Annotated in this window: 21 protein-coding genes; 5 read left to right on the forward strand and 16 right to left on the reverse strand. The window is 68.5% G+C overall.

Going from position 1 to position 21,075, the window contains the following annotated elements; genetic code table 11:
• Positions 1-242: 242 nt before the first annotated feature.
• On the reverse strand, positions 243-1,151 hold the full coding sequence (locus F817_RS0110605; protein ID WP_024327630.1) for a fructosamine kinase family protein: 909 nt from the start codon (positions 1,149-1,151) through the stop codon (positions 243-245).
• Between the two features lie 68 nt (positions 1,152-1,219).
• Between F817_RS0110605 and F817_RS0110610 the strand changes: the two genes are divergently transcribed.
• Entirely contained in the window at positions 1,220-1,603 is a 384-nt protein-coding gene (locus F817_RS0110610) for a group III truncated hemoglobin (RefSeq protein ID WP_024327631.1), read from the forward strand.
• A 348-nt stretch (positions 1,604-1,951) separates the two neighbouring features.
• On the opposite strand, the gene F817_RS0110615 is transcribed toward F817_RS0110610, so the two are convergent.
• From F817_RS0110615 to F817_RS0110680, 14 genes are all read right to left on the reverse strand, one after another.
• Positions 1,952-4,018, reverse strand: a complete 2,067-nt coding sequence (locus F817_RS0110615) for a transglycosylase SLT domain-containing protein (protein ID WP_024327632.1) — start codon at positions 4,016-4,018, stop codon at positions 1,952-1,954.
• A 115-nt stretch (positions 4,019-4,133) separates the two neighbouring features.
• The gene (locus F817_RS0110620; RefSeq protein ID WP_024327633.1) at positions 4,134-4,673 is read right to left on the reverse strand and encodes a pseudouridine synthase; all 540 of its coding nucleotides are present in this window, start codon (positions 4,671-4,673) and stop codon (positions 4,134-4,136) included.
• Positions 4,674-4,683: 10 nt separating this feature from the next.
• Positions 4,684-5,343, reverse strand: a complete 660-nt coding sequence (locus F817_RS0110625; protein WP_024327634.1) for a DUF1007 family protein — start codon at positions 5,341-5,343, stop codon at positions 4,684-4,686.
• The gene (locus tag F817_RS0110630; RefSeq protein ID WP_024327635.1) at positions 5,340-6,296 is read right to left on the reverse strand and encodes a 5'-3' exonuclease H3TH domain-containing protein; all 957 of its coding nucleotides are present in this window, start codon (positions 6,294-6,296) and stop codon (positions 5,340-5,342) included. The genes F817_RS0110625 and F817_RS0110630 overlap by 4 nt, the downstream gene beginning before the upstream one ends.
• On the reverse strand, positions 6,280-7,203 hold the full coding sequence (gene mdh / locus F817_RS0110635; protein WP_024327636.1) for a malate dehydrogenase: 924 nt from the start codon (positions 7,201-7,203) through the stop codon (positions 6,280-6,282). The genes F817_RS0110630 and mdh overlap by 17 nt, the downstream gene beginning before the upstream one ends.
• A gap of 29 nt (positions 7,204-7,232) precedes the next feature.
• Positions 7,233-8,453: a malic enzyme-like NAD(P)-binding protein gene (locus F817_RS0110640; RefSeq protein WP_024327637.1), complete on the reverse strand. Its 1,221-nt coding sequence runs from the start codon at positions 8,451-8,453 to the stop codon at positions 7,233-7,235.
• Between the two features lie 74 nt (positions 8,454-8,527).
• The gene (locus F817_RS0110645; RefSeq protein ID WP_024327638.1) at positions 8,528-9,394 is read right to left on the reverse strand and encodes a M48 family metallopeptidase; all 867 of its coding nucleotides are present in this window, start codon (positions 9,392-9,394) and stop codon (positions 8,528-8,530) included.
• Positions 9,395-9,409: 15 nt separating this feature from the next.
• A complete protein-coding gene (locus F817_RS0110650; protein ID WP_042799156.1) occupies positions 9,410-10,273 on the reverse strand; it encodes a hypothetical protein in 864 nt (287 codons plus the stop codon).
• Between the two features lie 16 nt (positions 10,274-10,289).
• Positions 10,290-10,493 (reverse strand): 50S ribosomal protein L31, encoded by a 204-nt coding sequence (rpmE, locus tag F817_RS0110655; RefSeq protein ID WP_024327640.1) that lies wholly within the window; start codon positions 10,491-10,493, stop codon positions 10,290-10,292.
• A gap of 369 nt (positions 10,494-10,862) precedes the next feature.
• Positions 10,863-11,744 (reverse strand): NAD(P)-dependent oxidoreductase, encoded by an 882-nt coding sequence (locus tag F817_RS0110660; RefSeq protein ID WP_081644490.1) that lies wholly within the window; start codon positions 11,742-11,744, stop codon positions 10,863-10,865.
• A 9-nt stretch (positions 11,745-11,753) separates the two neighbouring features.
• Positions 11,754-13,376 (reverse strand): BCCT family transporter, encoded by a 1,623-nt coding sequence (locus tag F817_RS0110665; RefSeq protein ID WP_024327642.1) that lies wholly within the window; start codon positions 13,374-13,376, stop codon positions 11,754-11,756.
• Positions 13,377-13,556: 180 nt separating this feature from the next.
• Positions 13,557-14,168 carry a 16S rRNA (guanine(966)-N(2))-methyltransferase RsmD gene (gene rsmD, locus F817_RS0110670; protein WP_024327643.1) on the reverse strand — a complete coding sequence of 204 codons (612 nt, stop codon included), beginning with the start codon at positions 14,166-14,168 and terminating at the stop codon, positions 13,557-13,559.
• The gene (locus F817_RS0110675; protein WP_024327644.1) at positions 14,155-15,459 is read right to left on the reverse strand and encodes a pitrilysin family protein; all 1,305 of its coding nucleotides are present in this window, start codon (positions 15,457-15,459) and stop codon (positions 14,155-14,157) included. The genes rsmD and F817_RS0110675 overlap by 14 nt, the downstream gene beginning before the upstream one ends.
• A 14-nt stretch (positions 15,460-15,473) precedes the next feature.
• Positions 15,474-16,886: a pitrilysin family protein gene (locus tag F817_RS0110680; RefSeq protein WP_024327645.1), complete on the reverse strand. Its 1,413-nt coding sequence runs from the start codon at positions 16,884-16,886 to the stop codon at positions 15,474-15,476.
• A 55-nt stretch (positions 16,887-16,941) separates the two neighbouring features.
• Here F817_RS0110680 and ftsY point away from each other — a divergent pair, with 55 nt between their 5' ends.
• From ftsY to rpoH, 4 genes are all read left to right on the forward strand, one after another.
• Positions 16,942-17,949, forward strand: a complete 1,008-nt coding sequence (gene ftsY / locus F817_RS0110685) for a signal recognition particle-docking protein FtsY (protein ID WP_024327646.1) — start codon at positions 16,942-16,944, stop codon at positions 17,947-17,949.
• Positions 17,950-17,959: 10 nt separating this feature from the next.
• A complete protein-coding gene (gene ftsE / locus F817_RS0110690; protein WP_024327647.1) occupies positions 17,960-18,637 on the forward strand; it encodes a cell division ATP-binding protein FtsE in 678 nt (225 codons plus the stop codon).
• Positions 18,634-19,563, forward strand: coding sequence for an ABC transporter permease (locus F817_RS0110695; protein ID WP_024327648.1), 930 nt, complete (start codon positions 18,634-18,636; stop codon positions 19,561-19,563). The genes ftsE and F817_RS0110695 overlap by 4 nt, the downstream gene beginning before the upstream one ends.
• A 102-nt stretch (positions 19,564-19,665) precedes the next feature.
• A complete protein-coding gene (gene rpoH / locus F817_RS0110700) occupies positions 19,666-20,529 on the forward strand; it encodes an RNA polymerase sigma factor RpoH (RefSeq protein ID WP_024327649.1) in 864 nt (287 codons plus the stop codon).
• A gap of 304 nt (positions 20,530-20,833) precedes the next feature.
• Here rpoH and ccoS read toward each other — a convergent pair whose 3' ends face one another.
• On the reverse strand, positions 20,834-21,058 hold the full coding sequence (ccoS, locus tag F817_RS0110710; protein WP_024327650.1) for a cbb3-type cytochrome oxidase assembly protein CcoS: 225 nt from the start codon (positions 21,056-21,058) through the stop codon (positions 20,834-20,836).
• Positions 21,059-21,075 lie beyond the last annotated feature (17 nt).

Consider the following 21,075-nt stretch of genomic DNA (forward strand, 5'->3'; position numbering starts at 1 on the left):
CTTGTAGGGCGGCTGAGGGGCATGTCCCTTTGCTGTTGCCTGCGCGCTCACGGCTGGGGCTGTCGGCAGCGAATTGCCAGCAGTGCGCCGGGCCAGATGCTTTGCCACTCGCCCCTGCAGACGGACAATCCCTGACGCAAGAGCCCCGGCGCCCCCGCCCTGCAACCCATCGCCCACCTTCCGATCTTCAAACCTTCCTGTGATTCGCCCTTGACCTTCTTCGTGAGCCTCGGGCCAAGCAATCAGCGCAGTTCGGCCAGGAGCTGGCGGATCATGCGCTCGGCCTGGGAACCGTAGCCGCCGCCGAACAGGTGGTCGTGATTGAGGATGTGGTAGAGGTTGTAGAGCGTGCGCCGCACCCCGTAGCCGGGGTCGATGGGCAGGATCTCCTCGTAGGCGGCGACGAAGTCCTGTCCGGGGTGGCCGAACAGCTCCATCATCGCCAGGTCGGCCTCGCGGTCGCCGTAGTACACCGCCGGATCGAAGATCGTCGCGCGGCCATCGTCGAGGAAGCCCCAGTTGCCGCTCCACAGATCCCCATGCAGGAGCGATGGTTCCGGCCGGTAGTCGACAAAGAAACCGCCCAGAGCGGCCTCCAGCTCCTCCAGCGCCCCCAGCAGCGAACCCGCCGCCCCGCGCTCCCGCGCCAGCCGGCGCTGGAAGCCGAGGCGCTCGTCGCGGTAGAACGACACCCAGTCGTCGTGTTCGGTGTTCGACTGCGGCGTGCTGCCGATGAAGTTGTCGTGATCCAGCCCGAAACGCGGCCGGGTCTTCTGGTGCATGTCGGCAATCCCGTGGCCCAGGGCCACGCCGTCGCGGCGCCCGCCAAGGGCCAGGTTTTCCATCACCAGGAAATGGGTGCCGCCGACGGAGCCCGTGCCGACCACTTCGGGGATCTTCAACCGCTCGCAGCGCGCAAGCGCCTCCAGGCCGCGCGCCTCGGCGGCGAACATCGCGGCGCCTTCGCCGCCACTCAGCTTGACGAAGAACTCGCGGCCGTCGCTACCGGTCAGGCGCTGCGCCTGGTTAATGGAGCCCCCGGAGCAGGCCTGGCTTCCTGACGGCTGGAAGGCGGTTCCGGTATGGTCGCTAATGCACTGGGCCACCGCCGCCGTCACGGCATCGGGGCCCGCTGAATCGAATCGGTTCATCCTCGGCATCCGGGTTGCTCTGCAACGTGCAGGGTACCGGCTGACGCAGGATTCGTCAGGAGACCCCCATGGCCTTTCGCAAGCTCGAACCCCTGTGCGACAAGATCGGCGCCGAACGCATCCGCGCGGTGATCGACGACTTCTACCGCCGCCTTTCGGCCGATCCCGAGATCGGTCATCACTTCGAGCGCATCCAGGACTTCCCGGATCACGTCAACCGGATCGCCGATTTCTGGTACATGAATCTCGGCGGACGCCTGGAACAGCCGCCGACCATCGACATGGTCGGCAAGCACGCGCCACTGAACCTGACCGAGGCCGACCTGGCCGTCTGGATGCGCCACTTCAAGGCCACCACCGAGGAGCACCTGGAGGCACCGCTGGCGGCCGAATGGCAGCAGCTGGCCGACGGCATCGCCAGCCGCATGCGCGAGGACATCATCAGCGGCTGACAGGTCTCTGAGTGAACCACGGTGTGCCCGAAGAAGGTCAAGGGCGATGCACAGGAAGGTTTGAAGCTTGGAAGGGGGCTGATGGGCTGGAGGGCCGAGCAACGCAAGGTCTCGGCGCGACCACCGGCCGGCAATAAAAAGGTTGGGCATGAATACCGGCCAGCGAGCCGCTGGCGATTGGACGCCCGACACCCCCAACCGCGACCGCAAAGGCATCAGGGCGAGCGCATAGCTCGTTGCCACTTAACAGGGTTCCTTCCTTCCCTTCTTCCTGTGAATCGCCCTTGACCTGGCCCTTCTTCGTGCCTTCGTGCGCTTCGTGGTCAACAAGCCCTTCGCAAGCGAGTCCTAGCAGGCGTTTTCAGTGTAGCCCGGGGCGTCGCAGAAGGCGCGGCTGAGGGTAATGCCCGCATCGCCCGGCAACCCGGCCAGGTGGCGTTCGCGGCTCGTGGCCAGGCGGTCCTGCGGCGTAACCGGATACAGCAGGGTGGACAACGACGGCGGCTCCTGCCCCAGGCGCACCGCGTACAGGATGCGGTAGGCAAACACGCGGCGGATGTAGTCGCGGGTCTCGGAGAACGGGATCAGCTCGGCCCAGATATCCGGGTCCATCGCACGGTCCTCCGGCAGCCAGGATCTCACGCGGTGGGCCCCTGCGTTGTAGGCCGCGGAGGACAGCAGGCTGTGGCCGCCGAAGCGGTCGAGGTTGCGCCGCAGGTAGTAGGTGCCGAGCCGGGCGTTGGTCGCCGGGTCGAGGATGTCCCAGTCGGAGTTCACGCGCACACCCGCCGCCGAGGCGATGGAACGGCCGGTCGCGGGCATGACCTGCATGATACCCAGCGCCCCGGCACCGGAACGGACGTCGTGGAGGAAGGCACTCTCCTGCCGGGCGATCGCCATGGCCCAGGCAGGATCGACGCCCTGTTCACGTGCCCCGGCCACGATCAGGTCATCAAAGGCGAGCGGGAAGCGCAGCTCGATGTCGTCCCAGTTGCGCGCCCGCGCCGCAGTGAAGATCGCGCGATCGTGCCAGCCCCAGTCGGCGAAGGTGCGCGCCGCCGCCTCCAGCTCTGCGGTATCCATGTCGGCTACCGCGCGCGTCCATTCGCGACGGGCCTCGGCGTTGCGGTCCAGGCGGACCAGCTCGCGCATGCGTTGCATGCCGGCGTGGCTGCGCATGGCCGCCCGCTGCCCGTCTTCCAGCACCAGGGGCTGATGCCCGATGCGATAGGGCTGACCCAGGCGATCGGCAGCCAGAAATCCGTAGAAGTTGCGCTCGCGTGCCGCGCGCTCGTAGAAACGGCGCGCGGCCTCCAGTGATTCGGTCTGTTCCAGGGCGCGGGCATACCAGTACTGCCAGGCCGCCTCGTCGCGCACGTCGCGATCCATGGCGCGGATCGCGTCCATGACCGTCTCCCAGTCGCGCTCGTAGAGCGCCGCACGCACCTGCCACTGGCGCAGCTGGGTATCGAATACCTCGGGCTCCAGGCGGGCCATGAAGTCCAGGGCCTCGGGGCGGTAGCGCAGCGCCAGACGCAGCGCCAGGGCGTGCTGCACACGCCCGGCGGCTTCGGCCGACAGCCCGAGTCCGTCCCCGGACGCCTCCCAGCCTTCCAGCGCGGCGTCCAGGTCCTGGCGGACCCAGCGGGTAAAGGCCCGCTCCAGAAGCGCCTCGGCCGAGCGGTGCTCGTCGGCCTGGAAGTCGACCTCCACCACCCGCGCGGGACGACTGGCCAGGTCCAGCCAGTGCTCCGCCCACGGGCGGTCATCCGCGTCCAGATACCGGCGCAGATAACGCGCCAGGCCGGTCTGGCCCGCCTTCACGGCCAGTTCGAAGCGCCCCCAGGCGAGCTCGCCGGTCAGGCCGCCGGCGTCGCGCCAGGCGTCCAGGGCCGGATCGCAGGCCGACGGGCGGGACTGTCCGTGCAGCCAGATGGACTCCATGTCCTCCAGGGCAGCCTCGCGCTCGCCGGTCTTCAGCAATGCCTGGCGCCGGTGGCAGTCCTGCTCGACCGACAGCGACCCCTCCGGCCCGGTCGCCGCGACAAATCCTAGGTAGTCCTCCCACTGTTCCTCGCGCGCGAGGTGCGTCAGGTAGCTGCTGCGCAGCCGCGCGGCCAGCGGGGTGTCGTCGTGTTCGCGCACGAAGTCACGCACGGCGTCCGGGTCGGCACGGCCCAGATTGCGCGCAAGTTCGCGGTAGTCCAGATAAGGGGTCAGCGGGTAGCCGGTCAGGGTGCTGCGCGCAGCACGGTAGGCGGTCATGTCGCCCCGGTTCAGCGCCCGCTCCGCGAGCAGGAACAGGCTGCGCTCGAAGGCGTAGCGGTCCTCCTCGGCAGCCGCTGCCGGCAGCACCGCGGCCAGGGACAGCAACAGGACGGCCAGCCCGGCAAATACGTTCCTGGAAAGGCGCATGTCCTGCCCTCGCATCAATGGTTGTTCATCATCGGCCAGCGACGGGGTGCTTGCAACGGCTTCCGGCCGGTTTCGCGGGGGTGGGCGGGCAGTTCCGGCAGGAAGGCGTCCCGGATCAGGGATCCAGCACGCAAACCTCGCCGCGCGCCAGGCCGTCGAGGGTCCAGGAGCCGACCCGGTAGCGCACCAGGCGCAGGGTCGGATGCCCGACCGCGGCGGTCATACGGCGGACCTGGCGATTGCGGCCCTCGCGCAGGGTGATCGCCAGCCAGCACGTCGGGATGTGCCGGCGAAAGCGGACCGGCGGGTCACGCTCCGGGAGATCCGGCGGATCCATGCGCTCTACCTTCGCCGGGCGCGTGCGACCGTCCTTCAGTTCGACCCCTTGGCGCAGGGCGGCGAGCGCGGCGTCATCGGGCTCGCCTTCGACCTGGACCCAGTAGGTCTTGCTGGTCTTGTGCTGCGGCTGGGTCAGCCGCGCGTTCAGGCGGCCGTCGTCGGTGAGGACCATCAGGCCCTCGCTGTCGCGGTCCAGACGCCCGGCAGGGTATACACCGGCCATGTCGATGTAATCGGCCAGCGTCGGCCGCCCCTCGGGATCGGTGAACTGCGGCAGCACGCCCCAGGGCTTGTGAAACAGCACGATCCGGGCCATGACCGCCGGGTCAGTCGCAGCGCACGGTGACGCGTTCGGCGAAGTAGCGCCCGAGGTCGTAATCGACACTGGCGCCATAGTCCAGCGCCATCGCCCGCGCCACCATGGCCGGATCCGGGCGCGGGCGTTCGAGCCGGGCCGCGCAGGTCGCATCCACCAGTCCGGAGGCATCGACGACCCGCGTGCCATGGGGCTCCTGATGCAGGATCTCGATGAAGTAGGTCGGGTCGTAGACCTTGTACTCCAGCGACGCCACGGCAGGATCCGCCGGCTGCGCCAGCTCCAGCCGAAAGCGGAAATGCAGCAACCCGCCTTCCATCGCCATGCGCGGATCCCCGGCGGCCGCGATCTCGACCGCCTCATCCTCCACCTGCAAGTGACTGTACCAGCGGTACTCGTCCAGGTTGTCGAGGATCTCGCCCGCCAGCCCCTGCAGGCGCGCCTCGGGGGTGTCGCCCGACTGATGCTCCTGCGCGTCATCGAAAAGGTACTGCCCATAGGTCGGGTCGAAGCGCCAGTGGTGGAGCATGTGGGTGATCCGCCCATCGGCATCGCGCTCGAAGCTGATGCGCAGATCGATCCAGGCGTGCGGGTGGGCCTGCACCGCGACCGGCAACAGGACCAGGGCCATGACGATCAGGATCGCGGGGAGATACCGTCGCGGGTTCATGCGGTCTGCCTCGTAGCGGCCCGGGTCCAGGCGTTGGCGGCGGCCAGGAGCGCCGCGTGATAGGTCGGGGCGACACCCAGGCCCTGCAGCCAGGCCGGCGCCTCCGGGTCGGGGCCGGCCGGGCGCAGTTGCCCGACTGGCGGCAGATCCGGGATGCGGTCGGCGAGGCCGGTCAACCGGCGCGAGCGGCGCAGCCTTTCGGCCTGCCCGGCGATGGACGCGGCCACTGCGGGCGCGCGGCGGATATTGCAGCGCGCGACGGCCGTCGGGTCCGCCAGTACGCTGTCGAGGTCATGCAGACGGCGCAGGATGCGCGCGGCCGTCTTTGGCCCCACCCCGTCGATACCGGGAATGTTATCGCTGGCGTCCCCCGCCAGGGCCAGCATGTCCGCGACCTGCTCGGGCCGGATACGAAAGCGCTTCTCGATGGCACGGCGATCGAGGCCGATGCCCCGTTCGGGATCATGCAGCCGGTCCTGTTCGCCGAGGATGACCTGGGTCAGGTCCTTGTCCGCACTCTTCACGTCGATACGATAGCCGGCCGCGCGTCCGGCGCGGGCCAGGCTGGCGATGAGATCGTCGGCCTCGTATTCCGGATCGGCCAGGGTCGCGAAACCCAGCCGGCCCAGCAGCTCACGGATGCGCGCGAACTGCTCGCGCAGCTCGGGCGGGGCCGGCGGACGATGGGCCTTGTAGGCGGGATCGATGCGATGGCGGAAGCCACGGCGCAGGCCGGTATCGAAACAGAATGCCACCGGCCCCGGCGCGCAGGCCGGCAGCCACTGGCAGAGCGAATGTACCAGGCCATGCAGCGCCCCGCCCGGCCGACCCTGCGGGTCCGGATCCAGGCCGCGCGCGAACCAGGCGCGGAAGACGAAGATGCTGCTGTCGACCAGGGTCAGGGTCGGCAGTCGCGCGCCCGGGACCGGGCCGGGTTCAGGCGAGGCGTTCAAGGTCCTTCCGCACCCCGGCGATGGACTGGTCGAACGCGGCCCGCTCTTCCGCGTTCAGCTCCAGCTCGATGACGCGTTCCATGCCGCCCTGCCCCAGGATGCAGGGCACGCCCATGGCCACGTCACGCTCGCCGTATTCGCCGTCCAGCAGGGCCACCGTGGGCAGCACGCGCCGGCGATCCAGCGCGATCGCCTCCACCATCTCCGCGATCGCCGCGGCCGGGGCCCCGTAGGCGCTGGAGGTCTGTTTCAGGGCCAGGATCTCCGCACCACCGTGACGGGTGCGCTCGACGATGTCATCCAGTGTATCCGGATCCATGAAGTGGTGAAGCGGCACACCGTTGACCGAGGAATAGCGCAGCATCGGGACCATCGCGTCGCCATGGCCACCCAGCACCAGCGCCTGGATGTCGTGGGTGGACAGACCGGTCTCCAGCGCGATGAAGGCCGCCATGCGCGAGGTATCCAGCACCCCGGCCTGGCCGAAGATCCGGTCGCGGCTCCAGCCGGTCTTCTGCCAGGCGCGGTAGGTCAGCACGTCCACCGGGTTGGAGACCACCAGGATACGGCTCTGCGGGGCGTGGACCAGGATGTCCTGCAGGATCTGGTCGAGGATCCCGACGTTCTTGTCCAGCACGTCGGAGCGCGACATGCCCGGCTTGCGCGGCAATCCGGCGGTGATAATCACCAGGTCCGCCCCGGCGATGACCGACGCCTCGTGACTGCCGGTCAGTCGGGTGTCGAAACGCAGCAGCGGTGCGGTCTCCTGGATATCCAGGGCGGCGCCGGCCGCCGCGCCCTCGCGCACGTCCAGCAACGCGATCTCGCGGGCGACATCGCGCCGCGCCAGGAACTGGGCCGTGGATTCGCCGACACGTCCGGCGCCGACAATGGCGATCTTCTGCATGCGCTGCTCCTCCTCTGGTTGGGGGTGAGCTACAGGCGGGCGACCCCGCTGTCGCGGGCGGCCTGGCTGATCGCCTGCGGCACGGTATCGATCAGGCGCGGATCAAACGGCGTCGGCAGGATATAATTCGGGCCGAACTCGAGGGCCTCCAGGCCATAGGCATCCAGCACGGCCTGCGGCACGGGCTCGCGGGCCAGGCCGGCCAGCGCGTGCACCGCGGCCACCAGCATCTCGTCGTTGATGGTCCGCGCGCGCACATCCAGCGCGCCACGGAAGATGAACGGGAAGCCCAGCACATTGTTGACCTGGTTGGGGTAGTCCGAACGCCCGGTGGCCATAATCAGGTCGTCGCGGGTCTGATGCGCCAACTCCGGGCGGATCTCCGGGTCCGGGTTGGACAGGGCGAAGACAATCGGCTTCGGTGCCATGGACCGCAGCATCTCCGGCGTCAGCAGGTCGGGGCCGGACAGCCCGATGAAGACATCGGCGTCGCGGCAGGCATCGGCCAGGCTGCGCGCTTCGGTATCGACCGCGAAGATCTGCTTGTACTCGTTGAGATCGTCACGCTGGCTGTGGATCACGCCCTTGCGATCCACCATGAACAGGTTCTTCTTGGCCGCGCCCAGACGGACCAGCAGCTGCATGGACGCGATCCCGGCAGCCCCGGCGCCGACGCAGACGATCTTCGCCTCGCTCAGCCTCTTGCCCTGGATCTCCAGGGCGTTGACCAGGCCGGCCGCAGTGATAATCGCGGTGCCGTGCTGGTCGTCGTGGAAGACCGGGATATCCAGGCGCTCGGACAGGCGGCGCTCGATCTCGAAGCAGTGCGGCGCGGCAATGTCTTCCAGATTGATGCCACCGAAGCCGCCGGCGATGCGCGCGACCGTGTTGATGAAGTCCTCCGGCTGCGCGGCGTCCACCTCGATGTCGAAGACGTCGATATTGGCGAAGGCCTTGAACAGCACCCCCTTGCCCTCCATGACCGGCTTGGACGCCAGCGCACCCACGTTGCCCAGCCCCAGCACCGCGGTGCCATCGGTGATCACCGCGACCAGGTTGCCCTTGCCGGTGTAGCGATAGGCCAACTCCGGATCTTCGGCGATTGCGCGCACCGGCGCGGCAACACCCGGCGAGTAGGCCAGGGAGAGGTCATCCTGAGTGGCGGTGGGCTTGGTAACGTGGATCGCCAGTTTGCCGGCCGGGTGCTGCTCGTGGTACTCCAGCGCGCGCTGATTGAAATCCTTGGACATGGTGTAGCGGGGCCTTTTTCGATCGGGGATGCATTGCGGTACTCAGCGCCCGGCGCGAGGCCGGAAGGTGAGCATCAGTTGACTGGGTGCGTCGGAACACGACTATTGCGCGCGTCCTCGTAGAGCGGCCGGAAGCGGTCCGCCATGCGGGTGAGGTCACGCTGGCGCGATTCCGGGGCCGGGTGCGTACTGAGAAAGACCGGATGCCGGCCATTCGACTGCGCCGCCATCTTGCGCCAGAGACTGGCCGCGGCGTCCGGGTTATAGCCTGCGCGTGCCGCCAGTTCCATGCCGATCGCGTCGGCCTCGGATTCCATCGCCCGGCTGTGCGGAAGCTGGACCGCCAGCGCCGCCCCCAGCGCGGCGCCCGTGAGGGCCACCTGCGAGCGGTCGCCCGTCATCGCATAGCCGGCCACGGCCATGTTGCTCGCCAGCGCTACCGACATCTTCTCGGCGGTGTGCGCCGACAGCGCATGGGCGATCTCGTGCCCGATGATCTGCGCCAGTTCGTCGTCGGTCAGCTCCAGCTGTTCGATGATGCCCGAGTAGATGGCCATCTTGCCGCCCGCCATCGCGAAGGCGTTGACGGTGTCCGGGGCCTCGATCACCACGATCTCCCAGTCCCAGTCGGCGGTCTCGGGGCGATAGTTCACGGCCTGGGCGACGACCTTTTCGGTAATGCCATGCACCCGGGCGGTCATCTCGGGGTCGGCATTGATGCGACCCTCCTCGCGCGCCGGCGCCAGCATCTCGACGTAGGCGGTGCGCGAGGCATCGATCGCCTGGTTCTCGGAGACCAGCATCAACTGTGAACGCCCGGTCACCGGGTTGGTGGTGCACCCGGGGATAGCCACGGCGAGGCCGCCGGCGATCAGCACCGTCAGGAGCAGGGAGGTCAGGCGACCGCGAGCCATCCGCCACGAATTGGGAAACGCACGCATTATTCGAGCACCTCGTTAGTCCACTACCTCGAGATCGAGCGGATGCCATATGCGCATCCGGAGTCGGTCTCTCCAAGGATACACCTGACCACGCACAATCACCGCCTCGCCGGTCAAGGATTCGGGCTCGAGATCGGGCCAGTGATCGCGGTCATCCCCGCGGATCAGCACATCCAGGGGACCGTCCAGTTCCATCACCCAGTGACGCTCGGTCGCACGCACCGAGATCACCTCGCCCTGCACCCGCAGCCGCCCGTGGCGCAACGCGCCGTCCAGCGGGTCCAGGACCCGCGCGGGCAGGGCCGCCGGCCGCTCCAGCCACAGGCCACGCTCCCCGGCCCGCGCCTCGGCCGCGGCCGCATAGAGACAGGCATCGAGGGGTTCCGGCCACGGCCCCGGCCGTGGCATCGCCGCACCCGCGGCGATCAGCCGGGCCGCCAGCAGCGCGCCGTCGGGGAGCCACGCATGCATGCGCGGACGGCCCCTCGAGTCCCGGGCGGGACGTCCCGGGCGCAGGGTCAGGCGTTGGCCGGCCTCCTCCAGGCGTGCCTCGAGTGCGTCGCGCAACCCTTCATGCAGGGAAAGGTCACGCACCGGGGCCATCGCCTCCGGCGACGGGGCGGCCAGGGCCAGGCCGATCAGGCGGATCGTCCGCCCATCGGCCAGCCGCAGCCGGTCGAACCCGAGGACACGCTCGACCCCGACCTCCTGCAGCCCCCGCGATTCCTGGTCCGCCAGCCGGCACTCCGCCGCGGCCGCCCCGGCCTGCGACAGAAGCAGCAGGCCCACAACGCAGACGAGGGCGCCCCGCAGGACGCCCTCGTCGGGTCGGACACGGCTCGCCAGGGCGGTCACGCGTCCGGTCACGTTGCGCGCCAGGCGGCGCGCCGCGGCTTCAGAATGCGAAGCGGCGGTTGAACTTGTCGACCTGGCCGGCGGTATCAACGATCTTCTGCTTGCCGGTGTAGAACGGGTGACACTGCGAGCACACGTCCACATGCATCTCCTCGCCGGAGAGGGTGGAACGGGTCTCGAACTGCGTACCGCAGCTGCAGATAACCTTGACTTCGTGATAGTTCGGATGGATGTCGGCTTTCATGGTCGGCTCACGCAGGTTCTGGCGAAAAGTCCGGTAGGGTAGCGGAGACCGGGGCACGGGCGCAAGACCGGGTTACACCGCCTTCTGGACAGGCCGTTTGAAATCCGGGCGACAACCCCCTGAATGGCCACATGGTTTTACCCACGCGAACAACCTGTGGATAACTTTGTGGACGAATTGTCGCGCCCGGAACGGGCCACGCCGGAAACGTCAAGGGACACCCGCCGGAAAACCCCGGCTCGACACTTTAACGATTTGATTTTGAAAGGTTAAAAATCGGATCGTTCGCGACCCGGGAGATCGCGCCCCGGGCGGACAGGCCTTCCGGGCCATTCGCATCCGCTGTGCATAAGGGCCAACGTATGTACCTCATGAACCCGCGGTTTCCGGGGCAATGGCCGCATAAATGGCGGAGTAGTCCGCGTCAGCCAGGCCCTGCTCGCGCACCCGGTCCAGCAGATCGGCCAGCAGCGGCAGCCACGGCCCGACCAGTCCGGCATCCTCCACCGCGCGCTCGGTCAGGCGCACATCCTTCAGCAGGTGCTTGACCGGAAAGTTGGCGGTACCGAAGTCACCGGAGACCATCTTGCCGAGCTTCTTGTCAAAGGTCGGGGCATACAGGGCGCTGTCGCGCAGGATCTCCATGAAGGTATCCACCTCCACCCCCTCGCGCCGTACCAGCCCCAGGCTGAGGGAAAACGCCGCCGTGAGACTCGCGATCAGCTGATTGAAGGCCAGCTTCAACGCCGCCCCCTGTCCGACCGAACCGACATGCCGGGGTGTCTCGCCCAGAGCCGCCAGTACCGGCTGGGCCCGGGCAAAGTCGGCCTCGCGGTCGGCGCCCGCCATGATCAGCAGACGGCCATCCCGGGCCTCGGGGATGGAACCCAGCACCGGCGCCTCCAGGTAACAGGCGCCGGCGCCCCGCACCCGTTCCGCCAGGGCCCGGCTCTCGGCCGGCAGGATGGTCGCCATCTGGATCACGCAGCGACCATCCAGCGCGCCGGCCGGCAGGGCATCCAGCACGGCATGGATGGCGGCGGCATCACTGAGCATCAGCACCAGCACGTCCGCCTCCGCGACAGCCGCGGCGGGCGAACTGTGAACGGTGACCCCCTCGGCCGCCAGATCGCTCGCGCGCGCGACCGTGCGGTTGTAAGCCACCACGGGAAATCCGGCCTGCAAAAGACGCAGGCCCATGGGTTGCCCCATGAGCCCGCATCCCAGCAGCGCCACTCGGGACGCAGTCATCGTTACCCCCTACTTGATCTTGTCGTCCAGATCTTCCGTATACCCCAACAGGGTATGCGGCGGCGGGGCCTCCTTCTGGTACTTGCTCGGGGTGACCGCCTCGGTCTGGTGCAGGCTTCTCCACAGACCGAACACCATGATCAGCATAATGACCGAGAAGGGCAGCCCGACACTGATCGCGGCCGCCTGCAGCGCAGCCAGCCCCCCTGCCAGCAACAGGATGGACGCGACCACCCCCTCGAGGATGGCCCAGTACACGCGCTGGGTGACGGTCGGGTTGCGCACGTCACCGGAGGCCAGGGTGTCGATCACCAGCGAGCCGGAGTCCGAGGAGGTCACGAAGAAGGTGACGATCAGCACCGTCGCCGCCGCCATCACGGCCACGGACAGCCAATCCCACAGCGGCATGGCCTGCAGGGTCACGAACAGCGCGGTGGACATGTTCTCCGACACGGCGCCGGTCAGGTCGACCACGCCATCGAGCTCGTAACTCATCGCGGTACCGCCGAACACGGCCAGCCAGACGAAGGCCGCGGCGGTCGGGGCCAGCAGCACCCCGGCGACGAACTCGCGGATGGTCCGGCCGCGCGAGACCCGCGCGATGAACATGCCGACGTACGGGGCCCAGGAGATCCACCAGCCCCAGTAGAAGATGGTCCAGGAGGTCGCCCAGCCGGAATCCTCGATCGTGTCGGCCCACAGGCTCATCTCGGGCAGGAACTGGACGTAGACGCCGGTGCTCTCCACCAGGAGGCGCAGGATGAACAGGGTCGGACCCATGACCAGCAGCAGCGCGATCAGGATCACCGCCAGACCGATATTGAAGTTCGACAGGCGCTTGATGCCCTTGTCGACGCCCAGCGCGACCGAGCCCACCGCGATCAGGGTAATGATCGCGACCAGCACGATCTGCATGTAGGTGGATTCCTCGATCCCGAACACGAAGTTCAGGCCCGAGTTGATCTGCATGACACCGAGGCCCAGCGAGGTCGCCACGCCGAACATGGTGCCGAACAGCGCCACCACATCCACCAGGTGCCCCCAGGGGCCATAGATCCGGTCGCCGATGAAGGGGTACAGCGAGGAACGGATCAGCAGCGGGAGATTGTGGCGGTAGGCGTAATACGCCAGCGACAGGCCGACGACAATGTAGATTGCCCAGGCATGCAGCCCCCAGTGGAAGAAGGTATAGCGCATCGCCTCGACCGCCGCCGCGCCGGTCTCGCCCTCGACGTGCGGTGGGCTGAGGTAGTGGTACATCGGCTCGGCGATGCTCCAGAACAGCAGCCCGATCCCCATGCCCGCGGAGAACAGCATCGCGAACCACGCGGTGTAGCTGAAGCGCGGGGCCTCGAACTGATCACCCAGGCGAACCCCGCCGTAACGGCTGAACATCAGGTACAGGGAGAAGACCAGGAACACGGTCACAACCAGCATGTAGTACCAGCCGAGGTACTCCCCGATGCCGCTTTGCAGCTGGTTGAAGACCGCTTCGGCGGTGTCCGGGAAGATCGCCCCGAACAGGACGAACAGCGCGATCACGATGCTGGAGGTGTAGAAGACCGGGCTGCAGATCACGCCAAAGCCGCCGAGGCGGGTTTGCGTCAGACCGGGGGTGGACTGCTCATCCATTCGGTTTCCCCTTGTATTCTTGTGGCAAGCGCAAGACCGGGCGGCCTGATTCCGGGGTGGTCTGGAAGCCGCGCGGGGTGGCGCCCGTTGGGCGTTGCCGCAGTTGGGTGGGACCCCGTCACCGTAGCGAAAGACTCATCCGACTGCAAAAGCGCGAAGAGCGTCACGCCCGGCGCGAGATCATGCCTGGGCACCGGGTGCGTGCTGGGCGAGCAGCAGGGCTCGGGCCTGCCCCCCCTGGCGTTCGCGCTCGACCTGCCAGCCGCCCGCGGCGAGGAAGGCCAGATCCGCCTCGGCCTCGATCTCGACATACACCCGGCTGTCCGCATGCAGCCAGCCCTGCGCCAGCAGGGCCTCCAGCACCGGCGGCACATGCCCCTTGCCGAACGGCGGATCCACCAGCACGAGGTCGTAGGCGAGGCCGTCGGGCGGCGGCTCTGCCAGCAGGCGCCGGGCGTCGTCCCGGCGCACGGTAACCTGCCCGGCGCCCAGGGTCTCGCAGTTCGCCTGGAGCTGCGCCGCGGCACGCGCATCGCGTTCGACCAGCAGCACCGTATCGGCCCCGCGCGAGGCGGCCTCCAGCCCCAGGGCCCCGGTGCCGGCGAACAGGTCCAGCACCCGCGCCCCCGGCAACCGGGGCTGCAGCCAGTTGAACAGCGTCTCGCGCAGGGCGTCGGCGGTGGGCCGGAGCCCACCCACTCCGGGCACCGGCAACCATCGGCGGCGCCAGGCCCCGCCAATGATGCGGATGCGTGCCGGGCGCCCGGCAGGGGCGCGCCTACTCCTGCCCACCCACGATCACCGTGACCATCGCATCCGGATTGATGCGCTCGCGCAGGCGGGCATTCAGCTCGTCCAGCTCCACGGCCTCCATGCGCTCGATATAGCGGTCCAGATAGTCCAGCGGCAGGTCGTAGAAGGCCATCATCCCGAGCAGGCCGACAATGTCGCTGTTCGAGGCCAGCGACAGCGGAAAGCTGTTGACGACGTTCTCGCGCGAGGCCTCCAGCTCGTCGGCATCGACGCCTTCGGCGTGCCAGCGCGCCAGCTCCTCGCGCAGCGCCGTGACCGCCTCGTCCGCCTGATCCACGCCGGTCTGCATCCCGATCCGGAAGGGCCCCTCGACCGCCATCGGCTGCAGGCGACTGCTCACCGAGTAGGCCAGGCCGCGCGCACTGCGGATCTCCTGGAACAGGCGCGAGGTGAACCCTCCGCCCCCGAAGGCGTGGTTGGCCAGGGTGAGGGCGTAGTGATCCTCGTCCCCGCGCCGCAGGGCCGGGGCCCCCATATGGATATGCGCCTGCTCGGAGGGGAAGTCGACGCGCTCCTCCACCGGCGCTCCGGGCAGCTCGACCGCGGGCAGCGGCTCCGCCGCCGGACCCTGTGGCAGGGCCGCGGAGATGCGCGCGGCAACGGCCTCGGCCTCCTCGCGGCTCAGCCCACCGGTGATCGCCAGGGCGCCGTTGCCCGTGGTGTAGAAGCGCTCGTAGAACCCGCGGGCATCCCCCGGCTCCAGCGCCTCGAGGGTCTCCCGCTCGCCGCCCGGCCAGTTGGCATAGGGGTGATCGCCGTACATCAACTCGTAGAAACGCCGGGTGGCAACACTCCCGGGATCCTGGCGCTCGCGCTGCAGCCCCTGCAGGGCCTGGCGCCGGGCCCGTTCAAAATCCGCCGCGGGGAAGGCCGGCGCGGCCAGCACGCCGGTCAGGGTCTCCAGCGCCGCGTCCAGCCAGTCCGGTTCGGTCAGGCTGCGCAGGCTGACGATGGCCATGTCGCGCAGCGAGTCGGTGTCGAACTGTGCCCCCACGGACTCGAAGCGCTCGGCCAGCGCGTCCGCATCCATCTCCGCCGTGCCGTGGCGCAGCGCAGAACTGGTCAGCGAGGCCAGGCCATTCTGCTCGCCGTCGCGCGAGGCCCCGCCGTCGAAGGTCAGGCGCAGGTCGACCATCGGCAGGTCCGGGGCCGCCACGTACAGCACCCGCAGCCCCTCGTCGGTCTCCCATTCCTCGATCTCCACCGCCTGGGCCGGCAGCGCCAGCGCCAGCAGCCACACAACGGCCGTCAGCCATCCTGCACGCATCATCTTGCCTCCGGTCATCACATGCCCCCCGCGGGTTCGCCATAGGGTTCTACCGCACCCGGATCGGGCGGGTCCTCGCCATCCAGGGGCTGCGGGTCGAGAACGCCGACCGTGCGCCGCTGTGGCACCAGGTATTCGCGGGCCACGCGCTGCACGTCCTCGGCGGTGACCGCGCGCACGCGCTCGACGAAGCGATCGCCCTCCTGCCAGCCGACCCCGATGGTCTGCAGCATGCCCAGCTGGAAGGCCTGCGAGCGTACCGAATCGCGCTGGTAGACCTCGGAGGCAATGACCCGCGCCTGCACCCGCTCCAGCTCGCTGTCGCTGACCGGCTCGTCCTTCAGGCGCTCCACCTGCTCCAGCAGCGCGGCCTCCAGGGTCTCCACGTCGGTATCCGCCGTGGGGACCGCGGCGACCAGGAACAGGTCATCCAGCCGGCTGAACGGGCTGTAGCGGGCCGCGGTTGCGCCGGCCAGCTCGGCGCCGCGCACAATCTCGCGGGCGAAGCGCGAGGCCTCGCCGGAATCCAGAATCCCGGCCGCCACCATCAGGGCGTAGGCATCCATCGGGTCGTCCACGGTGTTCAGCACGGGCGTCTTCCAGCCCATCATCAGGTAGGGCAGTTCGGCGGGCGCCTCCACGGTAATGCGGCGCTCGCCCTTCTGCGGGGTCTCGGTACGCGGCTTCGCCTCGGGGAGATCCCCGGCCGGGATCTCGCCGAAGTGCTCGCGGGCCGCGTCGATCACTCGCTCGGCATCCACGTCGCCGACCACCACGACCACCGCGTTGTTCGGGTGATAGTAACGGTCGTACCACGCCTGGTTGTCTTCCAGGGTGTAGGCCTCGATGTCGCTCATCCAGCCGATCACCGGATTACCGTAGGGATGGTTGAAGAAGGCCGTGGCCATCAGCTGTTCGCGCAGCAGGGAGTTCGGCTGGTCCTCGACCCGCAGGCGGCGCTCCTCCCTGACCACGTTCAGCTCCGGCCGGAACTCGTCTTCCTGCAGCTTGAGGTGCTGCATGCGTTCCGCCTCCATCGCCATCACCGTCTCCCAGTGATCGCGCCCGATCACCTGGAAATAGCCGGTGTAGTCGCGCCCGGTAAAGGCGTTCTCGCGCCCGCCCAGACGCGAGACGATGCGCGAGAATTCGCCGGGCTCGTACTGCTCGCTCCCGCGGAACATCATGTGCTCCAGCATGTGCGAGATACCGGTGACACCGCTGTGCTCGTCGGCCGAACCGACCCGGTACCAGACCATATTGGCTACTACCGGGGCACGCCGGTCCTCCAGCACCAGCACCGTCAGGCCGTTGTCCAAGGTGGCCTCGACCACGTCCGATTCGATTTCGGGCGCCGAGGCCGGGACCACGACGGGCCAGGCCAGCGCAAGCGCCGTGACGAGCACTGTTACCAGGTTTTTACCGCGCATGATTCATGAATCCTCGTGCTAGCATTGGCGAACTCTCTACTTGACCACATCGAGCATGTTCGGTTTCCGCAAGAAGAAGTCCGAAGACCCCGCCACCCCCGATCCGGAGGCACCCGGCAGCGAGCCGGAGAAGCCCACCCGCGGCGGCTGGTTCCAGCGCCTGCGCAAGGGCCTGGCCAAGACCGGGCAGGCCCTGGGCGGGGACCTGGGTACGCTGTTCCGGCGCAAGATCGACGACGAACTGTTCGAGGAACTCGAGGAGCGCCTGCTCCTTGCAGACGTGGGCCTGGATGCGACCCAGCAGATCATCGATCGTATCACCCGCGAGGTAAAACGCGGACAACTGGACGACGCCGAGGCCCTGATGGACGCCCTGGAGGCGGCCATGATCGAGATCCTCGAACCGGTCTCGCGCCCCCTGGAAATCCCGGAGGCCGAACGCCCCTTTTCCATCCTCGTGGTCGGCATCAACGGCGCCGGCAAGACCACCACTATCGGCAAGCTGGCCCATCACCTGCAGGCGGATGGCCGCTCGGTGCTGCTGGCGGCCGGCGACACCTTCCGCGCCGCGGCGGTGGAGCAGCTGCAGACCTGGGGCGAGCGCAACGGCGCACCGGTGATTGCCCAGGGCACCGGAGCCGATTCCGCGTCGGTGGTGTACGACGGGCTGCAGGCGGCACAGGCGCGCGGCATCGAGGTGATGATCGCCGACACCGCGGGGCGTCTGCACACCCAGACCAACCTGATGGACGAGGTGCGCAAGGTGAAGCGCGTGATGGGGCGGCTGGACGAGCAGGCCCCGGACGAGGTCCTGCTGGTGGTGGACGGCGGGACCGGGCAGAACGCCCTGAACCAGGCACGCCAGTTCCACGAGGCCCTGGGCCTGACCGGGATCGTGGTCACCAAGCTGGACGGCACGGCCAAGGGCGGCGTGTTGTTCGCGCTGGCCGAACAGCTGGGGGTGCCGGTGCGCTTCATCGGGGTCGGGGAGAAGGCCGAGGACCTGCAGGTATTCGATGCCCGCGCCTTCGTCCGCGCCCTGCTCGGCCGCGACAGCGACTGACACGTTCCGGATGATCCACCTGCAACGCGTCACCAAGCGGTTCGGCAGCGCGGGAGAGGCGCTCAGCAACGTCAGCCTGCGCGTCGACCCGGGCGCGATGGCCTTCATCACCGGCCCCTCGGGCGCCGGAAAGAGCACGCTGCTGCGCCTGATCGCCGGGCTGGAACGCCCCACCCGCGGCCGCATCCGCGTCAACGGCCACGACCTCGACCGGCTCTCCAACCGCGCCATCCCCGGGTTTCGCCGCAGCATCGGGCTGGTGTTCCAGGACCACCGCCTGCTGTTCGACCGCCCGGTGTTCGACAACGTCGCCCTGCCGCTGGAAATTCTCGCCTACCGCCGCCCGGAAATGCGCAAGCGCGTGCGCGCCGCACTGGACAAGGTGGGCCTGCTGCACAAGGAGACGGTCAACCCGCGCACCCTGTCCGCGGGGGAGCAACAGCGCGTCGGGATTGCCCGCGCCATCGTCCATCGCCCGGTGCTGCTGCTGGCGGACGAGCCCACCGGGAACCTCGACCCGGCGCTGTCGCGCGAGATCCTGCAACTGTTCGACGACTTCAACCGGGTCGGCATGACCGCCCTGATCGCCAGCCATGACCTCGGGCTGGTCGAGCGGATGGGCAAGCCGGTCCTGCACCTGGAGGACGGGCGCGTCGAAGCGCGGGCGGCCGGCGAGGGCACGGCATGAAGCCCGCGCGGCGCATGCTGGATGTCGTCCCGGCCTGGCTGGAGGCCCACCGGGATGCCGGCCGGCGCAGCCTCCAGCGGCGCATGCAGGCCCCGGTCCTGAGCCTGATCAGCATCGCCGTGCTGGGCTTTATCCTCGCCCTGCCGGCCTACCTCTGGGTCCTGCTGGACAACGCCCGCGCCCTGTCCGCCCACGTGGACCACGACCCGCGCATCGCCCTCTACCTCGACGGCGTGGAGGCGGCCACGGTTGCGGATCTGGAACGCCACCTGGAGACCGATGCGCGGGTGGAACGCTGGACCTGGATCGATGCGGATGACGCCCTGGCCACCTACCGCGAGGGAATGAGCGATCCGGGCCTGCTGGACTGGCTGGACGAGAACCCGCTGCCGGACGTGGTCGACGTCGTGCCCGCCACGGCCGACCCGGACACGGTGGCGGCGCTGCGCGAGGCGCTCGCGGCGACCGCCCCGGACGCGACCGTAGTCAGCGACGACGAGTGGGTCCGCCAACTGAACAGCCTGCATCAACTGGGGCTGCGCATCCTGGCGGTGGTCGGCGCGTTGCTGGGCCTGGGAGCACTGCTGATCCTGGCCCTGGCGACCGCCTCGGAGCTGCGCGAGCGCCGGGAGGAAATCGCGATCTCGCGCATCAGCGGGGCCACCCACCGTTTCCTGCGCCGGCCTTCCCTCTACGGGGGCCTGATCACCGGCCTTGGCGGCGGGATCTTCGCCGGCATCCTGCTGCTGATCGGGATCGGGCTGAGCCGGGCGCCCCTGGAACAGGCCGCCGCGGCCTTCGATCTCGAATTCGCGCTCGGACTCCCCGGGGCCAGCCACCTCCTGACCCTGCTGCTGGCCGGGCTCCTCCTTGGCTGGCTGGGGGCGCGGCTGGGCAGCGGCCATGCCCTGCGCGATGCGCCGTAAGGAGGCTCGGGCTGGCAAAAACGGCCGGAACTTTTGCAGGGTTTAGCACTCTTATCCACAGACTGCTAATCTAGAGTAATGAACCCGGAGGTATCACCACGCATGACCCAAGCCCTGACCACCCCGCGCATCGACATGCCCGTACCGGTGGGCGACCTCGATCACTACATGCAGGCCGTTGGCCGCATCGAGGTACTGGACGTCGAACAGGAACGCGAACTGGCCGTGGCGCTGCACGAGCGCCAGGACCTGGACGCCGCGCGCCAGCTGATCCTGCATAACCTGCGCTTCGTGATCCACGTCGCGCGCGGCTACCAGGGTTATGGCCTGCCGCTGGGTGACCTGATCCAGGAGGGCAACGTGGGCCTGATGAAGGCCGTGCGCCGCTTTGATCCGAATCAGGGCGTGCGCCTGGTGTCCTTCGCGGTGCACTGGATCCGCGCCGAGATCCACGAATTCATCCTGCGCAACTGGCGCATCGTGAAGGTCGCGACCACGAAGGCCCAGCGCAAGCTGTTCTTCAACCTGCGCAGCGCCAAACAGCGCCTGGGCTGGCTGTCGAACGCCGAGGTCTCCGCCGTCGCGCAGGACCTGGGTGTCTCGGAGAAGGACGTCTGGGAGATGGAACGTCGCCTGTCGAGCCAGGATGCGAGCTTCGACCCGGGCCCGGAGGCCGACGACGAGGGCTACCAGTCCCCGTCCGAGCGCCTGAGCCTGGAGGACCTGAGTGACGACCCGGCGCACGTGACCGAGGACGAGGACTGGGACCGCCACTACCAGGAACGCCTGAGCCAGACCCTGGGCGAACTCGACGAGCGCGCCCGCACCATCCTGATGCGCCGCTACATGGCGGACCAGAAGGCCACGCTGCACGAGCTGGCCGCGGAATACGGCGTCTCGGCCGAACGGATCCGCCAGATCGAGAACAACGCGATCAAACGCATCCGGGCAGCCTTCGACGACTGACGACCGGGTCTGGCGCCGGAAACGGAATCGCCCGAACGAAAAAGGCCCCGGCATACGCCGGGGCCTTTTTGTTGCCGGGTGCACCGGGGCCCTGCCCCGCGATCCCGGCTGGGTTCGTTTCCGGTCAACCGAACAGGATCACCGAGAAAAAGCTGATCCAGGACCAGATGATCAGGCCGACCGTGAAGGTCAGCGGAAAGTTGTCAAAGCTAAACCATTCGCGCATCTCGCAATCCTCGGAATTTTCCAACCAGAACAGGCGAAGGGTAAGCCGCGCCGCGCCGAGGCGCAAGTGCGACCCACGTCAGCGCTCGGGATTGTCCGGCCCGCGCGGGGCATCCTCATCCCGGTCCGGCGGATGATCATCCGAACCGGTCGGGATGCGCGGGTCGTCGTCATCCATCAGGATGCGATGGGCCGGGCCCTGGAGGTCATCGTACTGCCCCGAGCGGATGGCCCAGAACAGCACCAGACCCACCACCAGGGCAAACAGCATCGCCAGCGGAATCAGCAGGTACAGGATGGTCATGCCCCCAGTGTACCCAG

The organism is Thioalkalivibrio sp. AKL19 (genome assembly GCF_000420165.1).
GTDB lineage: Bacteria > Pseudomonadota > Gammaproteobacteria > Ectothiorhodospirales > Ectothiorhodospiraceae > Thioalkalivibrio.

Bases quoted from the DNA above. Each gene is read 5' to 3' on its own strand.
- F817_RS0110605 (WP_024327630.1), bottom strand. From the start codon at position 1,151: ATGAACCGATTCGATTCAGCGGGCCCCGATGCCGTGACGGCGGCGGTG.
- F817_RS0110610 (WP_024327631.1), top strand. From the start codon at position 1,220: ATGGCCTTTCGCAAGCTCGAACCCCTGTGCGACAAGATCGGCGCCGAA.
- F817_RS0110615 (WP_024327632.1), bottom strand. From the start codon at position 4,018: ATGCGCCTTTCCAGGAACGTATTTGCCGGGCTGGCCGTCCTGTTGCTG.
- F817_RS0110620 (WP_024327633.1), bottom strand. From the start codon at position 4,673: ATGGCCCGGATCGTGCTGTTTCACAAGCCCTGGGGCGTGCTGCCGCAG.
- F817_RS0110625 (WP_024327634.1), bottom strand. From the start codon at position 5,343: ATGAACCCGCGACGGTATCTCCCCGCGATCCTGATCGTCATGGCCCTG.
- mdh (WP_024327636.1), bottom strand. From the start codon at position 7,203: ATGCAGAAGATCGCCATTGTCGGCGCCGGACGTGTCGGCGAATCCACG.
- F817_RS0110640 (WP_024327637.1), bottom strand. From the start codon at position 8,453: ATGTCCAAGGATTTCAATCAGCGCGCGCTGGAGTACCACGAGCAGCAC.
- F817_RS0110645 (WP_024327638.1), bottom strand. From the start codon at position 9,394: ATGCGTGCGTTTCCCAATTCGTGGCGGATGGCTCGCGGTCGCCTGACC.
- rpmE (WP_024327640.1), bottom strand. From the start codon at position 10,493: ATGAAAGCCGACATCCATCCGAACTATCACGAAGTCAAGGTTATCTGC.
- F817_RS0110660 (WP_081644490.1), bottom strand. From the start codon at position 11,744: ATGACTGCGTCCCGAGTGGCGCTGCTGGGATGCGGGCTCATGGGGCAA.
- F817_RS0110665 (WP_024327642.1), bottom strand. From the start codon at position 13,376: ATGGATGAGCAGTCCACCCCCGGTCTGACGCAAACCCGCCTCGGCGGC.
- F817_RS0110675 (WP_024327644.1), bottom strand. From the start codon at position 15,459: ATGATGCGTGCAGGATGGCTGACGGCCGTTGTGTGGCTGCTGGCGCTG.
- F817_RS0110680 (WP_024327645.1), bottom strand. From the start codon at position 16,886: ATGCGCGGTAAAAACCTGGTAACAGTGCTCGTCACGGCGCTTGCGCTG.
- ftsY (WP_024327646.1), top strand. From the start codon at position 16,942: ATGTTCGGTTTCCGCAAGAAGAAGTCCGAAGACCCCGCCACCCCCGAT.
- ftsE (WP_024327647.1), top strand. From the start codon at position 17,960: ATGATCCACCTGCAACGCGTCACCAAGCGGTTCGGCAGCGCGGGAGAG.
- F817_RS0110695 (WP_024327648.1), top strand. From the start codon at position 18,634: ATGAAGCCCGCGCGGCGCATGCTGGATGTCGTCCCGGCCTGGCTGGAG.
- rpoH (WP_024327649.1), top strand. From the start codon at position 19,666: ATGACCCAAGCCCTGACCACCCCGCGCATCGACATGCCCGTACCGGTG.
- ccoS (WP_024327650.1), bottom strand. From the start codon at position 21,058: ATGACCATCCTGTACCTGCTGATTCCGCTGGCGATGCTGTTTGCCCTG.